This is a genomic window from Glutamicibacter sp. GQ173 (genome assembly GCF_059759215.1).
In genome coordinates, this window is record NZ_JCAXDT010000002.1 from 162,917 (window position 1) to 175,940 (window position 13,024).

Below are 13,024 nucleotides of genomic sequence, written 5' to 3' on the forward strand. Positions count from 1 at the left end.
TTAGGATGGGACTAAAGCGGTGCGCTGAGCACCGGCAAAACCTCGCTGGATCCTCACTGACCAGCGACGTTGAATGTGGGGGAGTTGGAACGTGAACGAAAATCACGAGGCAGAGAAATTGGCCGAACGGCTTCAGATGACTGAACGCCAAGTCAATGTGCTGCGCGATAAAAATCGCAACCTCGATAAGCAACTTGCCGGGCTCAGCGGAAACAACCAGCGGCTGGTCGCGCTGCTTGAAACCACGCGCGAACAAATCATCAATTTGAAAACAGCCCTGGAAAAGGACGGCGACACGCCATTTAGCTACGGCACCGTCGTGGCCAAGCACCCGCGCCAGCACCCGGCAGCCGGGCAAGGCATCGAGTCCACCGGCGTACAGGCTGTCGACGTGATCTATTCGGGCCGCAAAATGCGCGTAACGGTGAGCCCGCTCATGGACTTCGACTCCGTCCTCATCGGACAGCAAGTATTGCTGAATGAAGCCCTGGTTGTGGTGGCTGCCCTGGGGTTTGAGGAAACCGGCGAGCTGGTCACCGTCAAGGAACTGCTGGAGAACAACTTGGCCGTGGTCATGGCACACGCCGATGACCAGCGTGTTATCGAGCTGGCGGAACCCCTGCGTAAGACGCACTTGCGAGTCGGCGATCAGCTGACCGTTGATTCTCGAAGCGGCATGGCCGTGAGCCGCGTGCAGCTCACCGACATGCAATCGCTGGTCCTTGAGGAAGTCCCTGAAATCTCCTACTCCGATATCGGCGGATTGAACTCGCAGATCGAGGCCATCAAGGATTCGGTTGAGCTTCCCTTCACCCATCCGGACTTGTACCGAGAGCATGGATTGAGTGCGCCCAAGGGCATTTTGCTCTATGGCCCTCCGGGCTGCGGCAAGACCCTGATTGCCAAGGCCGTCGCCCATTCCTTGGCCCAGCGTGTGGTTGAGCGCAAGGAAGGCACCAGCACGCGTAGCTACTTCCTGAATATCAAGGGACCTGAGCTGCTGGACAAATACGTCGGCGAAACCGAACGCCATATCCGCCTGATCTTCGCCCGGGCCCGCGAGAAAGCCTTGCACGGCGATCCGGTTGTGGTGTTCTTCGACGAGATGGAAGCCCTGTTCCGCACCCGTGGAACGGGTGTGTCCTCCGACGTTGAAACCACCATCGTTCCCCAGCTGCTGGCCGAAATTGATGGCGTGGAACGACTGGATAACGTCATCGTCATTGGCGCGTCGAACCGCGAGGACATGATTGATCCCGCCATCCTGCGTCCAGGCAGGCTTGATGTGAAGATCAAGATTCGCCGGCCAGATGCACTGGGAGCCACCGAAATCTTCAGCAAATACCTGACAACCGACCTCCCGCTGCACGAATCCGAATTGGCGTCCGACGCAGGCAATGGCGAAGCGACGATTCGCCGGATGATCGACTCCACTGTCTCCGAGATGTACTCCACCGAGCGCATCAACGAATTCTTGGAAGTCACCTACGTGACCGGGCAAACAGAAATCCTCTACTTCAAGGACTTCGCCTCTGGCGCCGTCATCCACAACATCGTGGACCGTGCCAAAAAGCACGCGATCAAGGCACTGATCACCACCGGTGAGCGCGGCCTGAAGATGGAGTATCTACTTCGAGCAGTACGAGAGGAATTCGCGGAACACGAAGATATGCCCAATACGACCAATCCAGATGACTGGGCCAGAATCTCAGGGCGCAAGGGCGAACGCATCAGCAATATCCGCTCCTTGGTCAACCGCCAGGCCGCCTCATGAGCGCGCATCGCCTCGTCGGGCTGGAAACCGAGTACGGCATCATTCGTCCACAAATGCCCAATGCCAACGCCACGGTCCTCTCGGCTCAAATCGTTGATGCCTACGCGCAACTTGTGGCCGAGCAAAGTTCCACTGCGACCGCAGCGCGCTGGGACTACGCCGACGAGTCTCCCTTGCAGGATGCCCGCGGTTTTGAAATGGACCGGGACCAAGCACACCCAAGCCAGCTAACGGACGTGGAGCCAGGGCTAGAGGAGCCTGGCATCTGGACTGCCGAGTCCATTGCGCTGGATGGCAATGATGCGCGGCTGGGATCCACCTTGTACCAGGAGAAGGACGCTACCGATGTCGTGATGAACATGGTGCTGGGAAATGGTGCACGCCTGTACGTTGACCATGCCCACCCCGAATACTCCAGCCCTGAATCGCTGACGCCGCGCGCCGCCGTTTTATGGGACCAGGCAGGAGACGAAGTCATGCGCCGCGCCGCTCAAACAGCGCAGCGGCTGGGCAGCGGCGAGTTATTGCTCTACAAAAACAATACTGACAACAAGTCGGTATCGTACGGCGCCCACGAGAACTATCTGGTTCCGCGCTCCGTTGAGTTCTCCTCCATCGTGAGCGGATTGACCCCGTTCTTTGTCAGCCGCCAAATCTACTGCGGTTCTGGGCGTGTAGGCCAAGGCATGCTCAACGAGAAAGCGGAATTCCAGATTTCGCAGCGTGCTGATTTTTTTGAAGCTGAAGTTGGATTGGAAACGACGATCAATCGCCCGATCATCAACACGCGCGATGAGCCGCACGCCAACTGGGACAAGTACCGTCGCTTGCACGTAATCATTGGCGACGCCAACCTGGGGCAGATTTCCACCCTGCTCAGGGTTGGAGCCACCAGCCTGGTGCTTTCGCTCATCGAGGCAAATATGGCACCAGCTCTCGAATTAGCTGACCCGGTCCGGGCTTTGCAGCAAATCAGCCACGACCCTAGTCTCAAGACACGAGTGAAATTCCGCGGCGGGCTAGAACTGTCGGCCATAGAAATCCAGAGGCTGTATCTGGAAGCCAGCGAAAAATATTGTGCCGCACGAGGCATTGACGATCCGGACACCACCGAGATTTTGACCCGGTGGGCACAGATGCTCGAAGTTCTCGAAAGAGACCCGATGGACGCAGCGGATCAAGTTGATTGGATCGCCAAGTACAAGCTCATCAGCGGGTTTACCCAAAGGCATCAGCTCTCGCTGGCTGACCCGCGCGTTGCCATGATGGACCTGCAATGGGCGGACCTGCGCACCGACAAGGGGCTGTACTATCGGCTCGCTGCGCGCGGCGCGATCCAAACATTGTTCAGCCAGGAAGAAATCAATCAAGCGGTTGCCACTCCTCCCCAGGACACCCGCGCATACCTGCGCGGAATGGCGTTGCAACGCTACGCACCCTACGTGGTTGCCGCCAACTGGGACGCACTGTCTTTCGCTGTTCCCGGCGCACGAAAGATCAGCCGATTCCACATGCCCGAACCCTTGCATGGAACCCGCCAGAGCGTTGGCGACTTGTTCGATGCTGAACTGGAGATTTCGGAATTCATCGACGAATTGGCGAGGCGCAGGTAAACAGCGCAGAATAGGTATGAGTCTCGGGACCTAATTCCGGGATTCAGAAATTTTAGGAGAATATGATGACCCAGGAAAGCTTCTCAGCCCGCCGCAGCTCCGAGCACCAGGCAGCTGAAACCGAGCAGGTGCAGGCCAACACCACCGGGCAGTCCGCTGGCGTAGATGACCTGCTCGACGAGATCGACTCGGTCCTTGAGTCCAACGCCGAGGAATTCGTCCGCGGATTCGTCCAAAAGGGCGGTCAGTAAAACCACTGCGGGCATAACGCAACCACCAACTGGCATGAGACTAGGCAACGCCGCGGGCGAGGGGAAGTAACTACGCGTGGATCGCAGAATTTACGGGCTAGAAACCGAATTCGGACTGACTTATGTCCCGTCTGACGGACGCCGGCTGACTCCAGAGGATGCTGCACGGCATCTGTTCAAACCAGTGGTCAATTGGGGCAGAAGCTCCAATGTCTTCCTGGAGAATGGATCGCGGCTGTATTTGGATGTCGGCTCCCACCCCGAATATGCCACGGCCGAATGCGACCAGCTCAAGCAGTTGATCGCCCACGACCGTGCCGGCGAGGCCTTCATGCTCGACCTTGTGGACCAGGCTGAGGACCAGCTGCTTGAAGAAGGTCACGAGGGCCGGATCTACATGTTCAAAAACAATGTGGACTCGGCGGGCAATTCCTATGGCTGCCATGAAAACTATCTGATTCCTCGCAAGATCGAATTCAAGCGGCTTGCCGACATGCTCATTCCCTTCCTGGTCACCAGGCAGCTGTTGTGCGGGGCCGGGCACTTGATCGCCGAGGATGACCAGACGAAATTCGTCTTTTCCCAGCGCGCGGACCATATGTGGGAAGGCGTATCCTCGGCAACGACGCGCTCGCGCCCGATCATCAATACGCGCGATGAGCCACACGCCGATGCAGAGTACCACCGGCGCTTGCACGTCATCGTGGGCGACTCGTCCATGAGCGAGACCACGCAGCTGCTAAAAATCGGCGCCACCGATCTTGTCCTGCGACTGATCGAATCCGGCGAGATCTACCATGACCTGCGGCTGGAAAACCCGATCCGTTCAATTCGCCAGATTTCCCACGACTTCAACGGCCAAACAATCGTGCGCCTGATGGGCGGCGACGAACCGACCGCGCTGCAGATCCAATGGATTCTCCTTGAATCGGTGAAAGAGTTCGTCGCCCGTCACGGAGCGCATCACGATCAGGTCGAGCGGGTGCTTGAACTTTGGGAACGGACACTGACTGCGATTGAAAGCGGCAACTATTCGCTGATCGACCAGGACATCGACTGGGCCATCAAGCACAAGCTGATTCACGGGTATGCCCAGAAGAACTCCTTGCCATTGTCATCGCCACGCTTGGCGCAGCTGAACTTGACCTACCACGATATCGATCCTGCCCGCGGGCTATTCCATGTGCTCAAGCGACGCGGCTTGGCTTCCAGCGTGGTCAGCGATGCCGACATTCGCGAGGCTGTCAACAATCCGCCAGCGACGACACGCGCCGCGATCAGGAGCAAATTCATTCGTGCCGCGCGTGCCCATGGCCGGCGCTACAGTGCAGACTGGGTTCATATGAAATATGAGGACGAGCCCGGTGGCATCGTTCTATGCAAGGATCCGTTCGCGACCAGCGACCCTGAGGTTGACAAGCTCATTGACCTGATGAGTCAGCGATCTTGACCAGCGGGCGGAAAGACTTTTCACAGCTATCTTCCCTAGGGTTGTAGCAGTGAGTTTGATACCCAGATGATGGGTATCTGCGTAAATTTTCAATTTTGACTTCAACGAAAGTAGATACGTGCGAAAAGTATTGGCATTGTGCGCTACCGCCTCGGTTCTAGCCCTGGCAGCTTGTGGATCAGGTTCATCCTCGGATCTGTCTTCGATCTCGGTCAAGCCAGCGTCAGATGACAAGACCGCTCCAGAAGTTTCCTTCGACACTCCTTTTGTCACCGACAAGGACGAGGCAGTCACCTTGGAACAGGGCGACGGCGCTGAGATCAACCCAGGCGATACCATTTCGATTAAGTCGGGTCTCTACAAAGCCATCGATGGGCTGAACGCCGGCGAGAACTTCACCGGCCAAGCTACCCCGATGACTGTCGACGACAGCATGAAGCAGCAGATGCCTGAACTCTACGACCGCTTGGTCGAGTCAAAGGTCGGAGACTGGATCGCCTACTCCAGCGTCGAAGGCACCCAGCAGGCTGATGGCAGCATTGCAGAACCTGAAGAGGGCGCAAAAGCAGAGCGCATCATCGTGCTGCACGTTGAAGACAGCACCGCTGCCAGCGGAACCATGAGCAAGGATGAAGTGGCCAAGCAGAAGAAGGAAGGCAAGCTTCCAACTGTCAAGGTCACCGATGGCAAGCCAACCATCACCATCCCGAAGGACACTGAAGCTCCCAAGGATCTTGCAGTAGACGTTCTGGAAGAGGGCAAGGGCGAAGCCGCCACCGCGACCTCCAAGGTCAAGGCCAAGTACTCCGGCGTTACCTGGGCAGATGGCAAAGAATTCGATGGCAACTTCGACAAGGACGAGGCCACAGAATTCAGTCTCAACCAGGTCATCAAGGGCTGGACCGAAGGCATGACCGGCCTGAAGGCCGGTTCCAAGGTACTGCTGACCATTCCGGCCGATAAGGCCTATGGAAATTCTTCCCAGAGCGGATCGCCAACCGGCACCCTGGTCTTCTACGTAGAATTGGAATCTGTTACTGCTGGCGACAGCAAGTAGACACCTAAACCACGACTGAGAAAGGCCGTGACCATGTCGTTCGGAGAACGCAACTACGACCGCACCAAGCCTGAGATTGACTTCCCGGGCACCGACGCACCAGAAGAGCTGGTCATCACCGACCTGGTTGAGGGCACCGGCGCCGAAGTAACCCCAGGCACCACCGTTCAGGCGCACTATGTTGGTGTTGCCTGGTCGACCGGTGAAGAATTCGACTCGTCCTGGAACCGTGGACAGACCCTGGACTTCCCAGTTGGGGTTGGCATGGTCATCCAGGGCTGGGACCAGGGACTGCTGGGCATGAAGGTCGGTGGCCGCCGCCGCTTGGAGATCCCCTCCCACCTTGCCTATGGCGAGCGTGGCGCTCCCGGCGCCATCGCCCCAAATGAGGCATTGATCTTCGTAGTAGATCTCATCGGCACCAAGTAAATAGCTGATGGCGTCAAGGCCCCGATATAACAATCGGGGCCTTGGCTGTCTTAAAAGTCATGCTTAAAGGTAAAAGTTGGTTAGTCTAAACAAGTGAGCATAAAGCAATCCAGTGGTCCGAGCAAAGCAGAACGCCTAACCAGCCTGATCTATGCATTGGCGACCAAATCCCGGAAGTTCAATGCAGAACGCATTGGGGAATATCTCGTTCCTGACGGTTCGGCCGATACTCGGGAAAAGGCCCTTGACCGGCTCAAAGACGACATCCGCAATGACTTCGGACTGCAGCTGGACAAGGAAACGATCGACGGCGTTCCCTATTACAGCATTGATACGACCGACTGGTTCCTGCCCCCGGTCACGTTCAGTCCGTCTGAAGCCGGTGTCGTTGCCCTGGCAGCGAGCCTATGGAAAGACACCAAGCTCCAGTCGCTGGGCTTGAACGCGGCCGCCCGGGTTACCGGCCACGCCGATGCCGTGTCGCCGGTGGCACCGCTGGCAGGATCTCTGGTGCCCCGCTTGTCCATGGATGAGCCGAATTTCCGCGACTGCGCGCTGGCAGTTTTCAACCGCAAGACGCTGAAGTTCACTTATGTCTCGTCTCGAGGCTCAAAAACGGAACGCATCGTTGACGTGTGGGGGATTGGGCAGCGCTACGGCAACTGGTATTTCACAGGCTACGACCACACCCGCAGCGACTCGAGGGTCTTCCGGCTCTCGCGAGTGCAGGGCAAGCTCAGCAACCACCGGCACAACGGGCCGGGGAGCGTCTATCATCCGCGCCCCGAGGGCTTTGAAATGAACCAGGTGCTCCTGGACTTTGACCTGAGGCACCCGGGATATATCGCAACCATCAAGCTGCGCGGTGATGAGGCAATTCCGTTGCGCGCGCAGTCCCTGAACGGACGCGGCACCAGCTCAGAGCTTCAAATCGGTTACTCGGATCCGCACTCTTTTGCAGCCGAACTTGCCGCGTACGGGCCGGCAGTCCAAGTACTCGAGCCAGCAGAATTGGCCGAGCAAGTTCGCGGGTTGCTCTCCGCGGCCAAAGCCTCGCAACTGGCACAGCAGGGCTTGGATGCCTATTCCCAGGTGAAGTTCCGGCCCAGCCGGGCTGCCGGACGCGGAACGACGACCACCCAGGTGATGCGCAATATCGACATGATCCAATATGTCGTTGCCCATGGCGCCGTGGAAATCCAGGAACTCGCCGAACGCTATTCAATGAGCGTGGCCAAGGTCCGCGAAGAATTATCCATGATCATGATGTGCGGTGTCCCCAATGGACAACACGACGAATTGATCAATGTTAATGACGGAGACCTTGATTCGGATACCGTCACGATCTCCAACGCGGCACTATTGGCTGAACCGCAGAAGCTTGCACCGCTGGAAGCCGTCGCTGTTCTTGGCGGCCTTAATGCCTTGGCGAGCATCCCGGAGTTTGAGCATCAAGATATCCTGAACTCTGCTCTGGCCAAGGTCAACTCAGCCGTAGCCCGCTTTGAAGGCTGGAACGGCGCATTGGGTTTTGCGCTGTCCAAGGCACGCGAAAGCGACATCCCGCGCCAGCTAGTCCAGGCTGTTCGGCAGCATGAAGTGCTACGCATCGATTACTACTCTGCCAGCTCGCGCACCCATCAGCTGCGCGACGTTGAACCGGTGAGGATGATTGAAGACGGGTCCATCCAGTACCTGCGCGCATGGTGCCGAAAACGGGAAAATATGCTGACGTTCCGTGTCGATCGGATTTTAAGTGCCCAAACGCTAGATGAACATTACGTTCCGTCAACAAGGCACGAAGACCAGCAGGACGTCCTGATTCGATATGAGGCGAGTTCGGATGACCTTGAGGTCGTGCTCTTTGTTGATGCGGAAATCTTGCCCGTTGTAGAAGCTTTCCACCCTATTTCTTGGTCCACGGGCAAAGTCGATAATGGATACTTGGCGACGGTACGCTTCTCCGATCATCAAGTGGCCGCTCCACTGGTGGCTCGGCACAGCGGTAAACTGGCTGTGGTCAGTCCTGACGCTACGCGCGAACAAGTCGTGCTGTGGTTGGACGAGGCTATCGGAATGTATGAGGATTAGTAGATGCTTCCTTGGTGGTTTTGGGTCCTGTTGTGGACGGTGCTCGTATTGGCGACGCTTCTAGTAGCGGTTCTTGCTGGATTCCGCTTATTCAAGCGGGGAATGGCTGTCGTTGAAGGTCTAGGAGCTGCTGCCGATCAGATTGGCGAAGGGCTGAGTCGTCCCGGCACCGTCGTGGAATACGCGCCGAATCCACGCCGCTATCCCCACGGAACAGATGCAACGCACAGCGATCCCGAGAAGATCCGCAAGCTGCGTGACAAAGGTCAAGCAGAACGCATTGAGGCGCGCAGATTGCGCAGAGTCGCCCGTCGAACCGAACGAGGACAAGCCCAGAACATGCGCGATCTTCGCCTGTTCTGACGTAGACTTTAACTTGAGAGAAGGGAAATCACATGGGTGGTTTACAGGGATGGCATCTGGTCATCATTATCGTATTGGCACTGCTGCTTTTCGGCGCGCCAAAGCTTCCGGGCCTTGCTCGCTCGATGGGCCAGTCGCTGCGCATCTTCAAATCTGAAGTTCGCCAGATGAAGGATGACGATCCAAAATCGGAGACTGTCGACGGGACAGTCAACGAACAGAATCCTAACGAAAAGAACAACTCGTAACCTTATCTGTGGCAACAAATAACGATAAGACACCGCGCAATAAGAAGAAGCGGGTCAAAGACGACGAAGGCCGGATGTCTCTTAAAGAGCATCTGATTGAAGCTCGAAACCGGCTCTTCAAATCGCTCATAGCGCTGACCTTGGGCACCGTGGCTGGATTCTTCATCTATGACTGGCTGCTGGAGCTCATCATCGCTCCAGTGCAGGCAGCTGGGGGATCAGTCAATTTCACGGCCGTGATGTCGCCTTTCGACATCATGATCAAGGTCGCGCTCTTTGTCGGAATTCTCATTTCGTCCCCGGTATGGCTCTATCAGTTGTGGGCATTTATCGTCCCAGGACTGAAAAAGAACGAACGCCGACTCAGCTATAGCTTCGTTGCCGTCTCGGTGCCGCTGTTTATCGGCGGCGTTGCCATGGCCTACTTCGTGTTGCCCTTCGCCCTTCATTTCTTCATCAGCTTGGCTCCGGAGAATTCCGATAAACTGTTCAACATCAACGAGTACTTGCCATTCATCATGCGCTTGCTGCTTGCCTTCGGGCTGGCCATGCTGGTTCCGGTGCTGATGGTGGGCTTGAATATGGTGGGCGTACTATCTGCCAAGATGATTTTGAAGAATTGGCGTATCACCGTTTTCCTCATTGCAGTGGTGGCTGCGATGGCTGCTCCGGGTGGCGATGCCATCACGATGTTCGCGCTGGCGGGGCCGCTGTTCCTGACCTTCGCTGCGGCAACAGTATTCTGCTACTTCAACGACAAGAAGCGTGCGAAGAAGCAAGCCGCCCAGGATGCTGAAAATGAGCGACTGGCCAAGGGGGATTCGTCGACAATCGATGCTCCGAGCCACATCGACGAACCTAATTCACAGTTGTAATTAACCGTCAAGAAAGCGAACGGCCACAAGTGACTTCACCCGCGGAACGATACGCGAATTCCAAGGCACGGCAGGTCGAACTCGGCACCGCGCTACCTGACTTCCGCGCAAGCATCTCCTTCGATCTTGATCCGTTCCAAGTCGAAGCCTGCAAGAAAGTCACCGAGGGCCACAGCGTGCTCGTTGCCGCGCCAACTGGTGCTGGAAAGACCGTTGTCGGTGAATTCGCGATTTTCCAGGCACTGCGTGAAAACCGCAAGGCCTTCTACACCACTCCGATCAAGGCCCTGAGCAACCAGAAGTATTCTGAACTGGTCAATCGCTATGGCGCCCAGAGCGTCGGCCTGCTCACGGGTGACACATCGATCAATTCCGAAGCGCAGATCGTTGTGATGACCACCGAAGTCCTTCGCAATATGCTCTATGCGGACTCGCAGACCCTTGATGGACTCGGCTACGTCATCATGGACGAGGTCCACTACTTGGCCGACAAGTTCCGTGGTGCAGTGTGGGAAGAAGTCATCATTCACCTGCCCTCGAACGTTCAGATCATCTCGCTGTCCGCTACGGTGTCCAATGCCGAGGAATTCGGCGGCTGGCTGGACACCGTGCGCGGGCAAACGGACATCATCGTCTCCGAGCACCGTCCTGTGCCGCTCTTCCAGCACGTCATGGTGGGACCAAATGTTGTCGACCTCTTCGCTGAGGACGTCGCATTCGACCAGGTGGCAGGGGGCGAGTCCAAGGCGAGCGTCAACCCTGAACTTCGAAAGCTGGTTCGCACCCTCAATGCAGGCGGTCGTGTCCAGCGCGGACGAGGCAAGGGAAGCCGCGGCCCGCAACGGGCCTCGGGCTTGGGCCAGCGGGTCAACCGTCCATCGGTGATCGGCAAACTGGACGGGGCCGGGCTGCTGCCGGCCATATTCTTCATTTTCTCCCGCAAGGGCTGCGACATGGCAGTGCAGCAATGCGCCATGGCGGACCTGCGGCTGACCACCAATGAGGAAGCCGCAGAAATCGCACAGGCACTGGACGAGGTCGCCTATCGGATTCCCGGCGAAGACCTCGATGTCCTGGAATTCTGGGCTTGGCGCGATGGGCTGATCCGCGGTTTCGCCTCGCATCATGCCGGCTTGCTGCCAATCTTCAAAGAGATAGTCGAAGACCTGTTTGCCCGGAACCTCATCAAGGTGGTTTTTGCCACCGAAACCCTGGCCCTGGGCGTCAACATGCCGGCACGTTCCGTGGTTCTGGAAAAGCTGGTCAAATTCAACGGCGAGTCCCATGTGCAGATTTCCTCTGGCGAGTACACCCAGCTGACCGGCCGCGCAGGGCGTCGAGGCATTGACGTCGAGGGCCACTCCATCGTTATTTGGAATCCGGACCTCGAACCCGAAGCCCTGGCCGGACTAGCCTCAAAGCGAACCTATCCGCTGAATTCTTCTTTCCGGCCGACCTACAACATGTCGACCAACTTGCTGGCCCAGTTCGGCCGGGAGCAAACCCGCCAGATATTGGAATCATCCTTCGCCCAGTACCAGGCAGACCGCTCGGTTGTCGGTATGGCCCGCCAGGTCCGGTCCAAGGAAGAATCACTGGCCGGCTACGCGGAATCAATGCAGTGCCATCTCGGCGATTTCACCGAGTATCTGAAGCTCCAGCGAAATTTGTCGACACTGGAAAAGAACGCGGCCAAGAACCGCCGCGCCGAACGCCGTTCCGCCGCAGAACGCTCCCTCCACTCGGTGATCCGCGGTGATGTCGTCGATCTTCCGGGAGGACGCCGCTTTGGGCGTGCTGTGGTGGTGGAGCTCGATACCGCAATGTACAACCCGCGGCATACGGTGCTGACAGAAGACGGGCAGCTGCGACGGTTGTCGTCCGAGGACCTCAGCGGACCGGTCGAAATCATTTCGCGGATCAGGATTCCCAAGGGGTTCACTGGCCGGGCACCGAAGGAACGCCGCGACTTGGCCTCCTCGCTGCGCAACGCCGTTCATGACCAGCGCCCGCCACGCGTGGATGCGCAAAGCTTCAATTACGATGGCGCGGATTCCTTCGAACGGGAAATCGACGCCTTGCGCCTGGAACTCAAGGATCATCCATGCCATGCCTGTTCCGAGAAGGACCAGCATATGCGCTGGGCCGATCGGTATTGGAAGCTGAAGAAGGACACGGACAAGGCGCGCCGCGCCATTCGCGGGCGGACCAATACGATTGCCACGCAGTTCGACAAGGTCTGCAAGGTGCTTGAACAATTCGAATACCTCACGCCCTCCGGTGAAGGTGATGATTTCACGCTCACCGACTCGGGCCGGCGATTGCGCAGGATCTACGGAGAACGCGATCTGCTAACGAGCCAGATCCTCGAGACCGGAAAGCTCAGCAAGCTCAATTCCGAGGAGCTGTGCGCGGTCGTCGCGAGCCTGGTGTACCAGGCGCGCCGGGATGGCGATCGCCCGGATCCGAAGATGCCCACGGACAAGGTTGCCGACATCTGGAATACCACGATCAAAATCTGGGGCGACTTGTCGGATGCCGAAGAGGCGCTGGCCTTGGACCCGACCGCACCACCTGAATCCGGACTGATCTGGCCTATGTACAAGTGGGCTCGGGGCTCGAGCCTCAATAGCGCACTGCGCGGAACCGACATGGCACCAGGAGACTTTGTGCGTTGGGCCAAGCAGGTCATTGATACCTTGGACCAATTCGCCAAGAATTCCGACCTGCCTCCGATGCTGGTGCGCAACGCGTATAAGGCAGCCGACCAGGTCAAGCGCGGGGTAGTGGCCTACTCGAACGTGCTGGCCTAGCCCGCCGTGCCCAGCACAATAAATACTTATCTAATCGGTGCACGAGAAAAGGGAGCACGC

Annotated in this window: 11 protein-coding genes; all 11 read left to right on the plus strand. The window is 57.6% G+C overall.

Annotated elements, in window-relative coordinates; all coding sequences use genetic code 11:
* Nucleotides 1–73: 73 nt before the first annotated feature.
* The 11 genes from arc to AC6CHO_RS04740 all read left to right on the plus strand — a co-directional run bounded on the left by arc (nucleotide 74) and on the right by AC6CHO_RS04740 (nucleotide 12,964).
* Nucleotides 74–1,774, plus strand: coding sequence for a proteasome ATPase (gene arc, locus AC6CHO_RS04690; protein ID WP_498213941.1), 1,701 nt, complete (start codon nucleotides 74–76; stop codon nucleotides 1,772–1,774).
* Entirely contained in the window at nucleotides 1,771–3,387 is a 1,617-nt protein-coding gene (dop, locus tag AC6CHO_RS04695) for a depupylase/deamidase Dop (RefSeq protein ID WP_498213942.1), read from the plus strand. The genes arc and dop overlap by 4 nt, the downstream gene beginning before the upstream one ends.
* Before the next feature lie 65 nt (nucleotides 3,388–3,452).
* Entirely contained in the window at nucleotides 3,453–3,638 is a 186-nt protein-coding gene (locus tag AC6CHO_RS04700; RefSeq protein ID WP_060701591.1) for a ubiquitin-like protein Pup, read from the plus strand.
* A 76-nt stretch (nucleotides 3,639–3,714) separates the two neighbouring features.
* Nucleotides 3,715–5,088, plus strand: coding sequence for a Pup--protein ligase (pafA, locus tag AC6CHO_RS04705; protein WP_498213943.1), 1,374 nt, complete (start codon nucleotides 3,715–3,717; stop codon nucleotides 5,086–5,088).
* Between the two features lie 118 nt (nucleotides 5,089–5,206).
* On the plus strand, nucleotides 5,207–6,145 hold the full coding sequence (locus tag AC6CHO_RS04710; RefSeq protein WP_444663914.1) for an FKBP-type peptidyl-prolyl cis-trans isomerase: 939 nt from the start codon (nucleotides 5,207–5,209) through the stop codon (nucleotides 6,143–6,145).
* Between the two features lie 33 nt (nucleotides 6,146–6,178).
* Nucleotides 6,179–6,574, plus strand: a complete 396-nt coding sequence (locus AC6CHO_RS04715) for an FKBP-type peptidyl-prolyl cis-trans isomerase (protein WP_146275123.1) — start codon at nucleotides 6,179–6,181, stop codon at nucleotides 6,572–6,574.
* A 93-nt stretch (nucleotides 6,575–6,667) separates the two neighbouring features.
* Entirely contained in the window at nucleotides 6,668–8,665 is a 1,998-nt protein-coding gene (locus AC6CHO_RS04720) for a helix-turn-helix transcriptional regulator (RefSeq protein ID WP_498213944.1), read from the plus strand.
* Between the two features lie 3 nt (nucleotides 8,666–8,668).
* Complete coding sequence (locus AC6CHO_RS04725; RefSeq protein ID WP_498213945.1) at nucleotides 8,669–9,028, plus strand: hypothetical protein; 360 nt, start codon at nucleotides 8,669–8,671, stop codon at nucleotides 9,026–9,028.
* 32 nt (nucleotides 9,029–9,060) lie between these two features.
* Nucleotides 9,061–9,276, plus strand: coding sequence for a Sec-independent protein translocase subunit TatA (gene tatA / locus AC6CHO_RS04730; RefSeq protein WP_060701596.1), 216 nt, complete (start codon nucleotides 9,061–9,063; stop codon nucleotides 9,274–9,276).
* Between the two features lie 8 nt (nucleotides 9,277–9,284).
* On the plus strand, nucleotides 9,285–10,151 hold the full coding sequence (gene tatC, locus AC6CHO_RS04735; protein WP_498213946.1) for a twin-arginine translocase subunit TatC: 867 nt from the start codon (nucleotides 9,285–9,287) through the stop codon (nucleotides 10,149–10,151).
* A gap of 29 nt (nucleotides 10,152–10,180) precedes the next feature.
* Nucleotides 10,181–12,964, plus strand: coding sequence for a DEAD/DEAH box helicase (locus AC6CHO_RS04740; RefSeq protein ID WP_498213947.1), 2,784 nt, complete (start codon nucleotides 10,181–10,183; stop codon nucleotides 12,962–12,964).
* Nucleotides 12,965–13,024: the final 60 nt, after the last annotated feature.

Bases quoted from the DNA above. Each gene is read 5' to 3' on its own strand.
- arc (WP_498213941.1), top strand. From the start codon at position 74: ATGTGGGGGAGTTGGAACGTGAACGAAAATCACGAGGCAGAGAAATTG.
- dop (WP_498213942.1), top strand. From the start codon at position 1,771: ATGAGCGCGCATCGCCTCGTCGGGCTGGAAACCGAGTACGGCATCATT.
- AC6CHO_RS04700 (WP_060701591.1), top strand. From the start codon at position 3,453: ATGACCCAGGAAAGCTTCTCAGCCCGCCGCAGCTCCGAGCACCAGGCA.
- AC6CHO_RS04715 (WP_146275123.1), top strand. From the start codon at position 6,179: ATGTCGTTCGGAGAACGCAACTACGACCGCACCAAGCCTGAGATTGAC.
- AC6CHO_RS04725 (WP_498213945.1), top strand. From the start codon at position 8,669: ATGCTTCCTTGGTGGTTTTGGGTCCTGTTGTGGACGGTGCTCGTATTG.
- tatA (WP_060701596.1), top strand. From the start codon at position 9,061: ATGGGTGGTTTACAGGGATGGCATCTGGTCATCATTATCGTATTGGCA.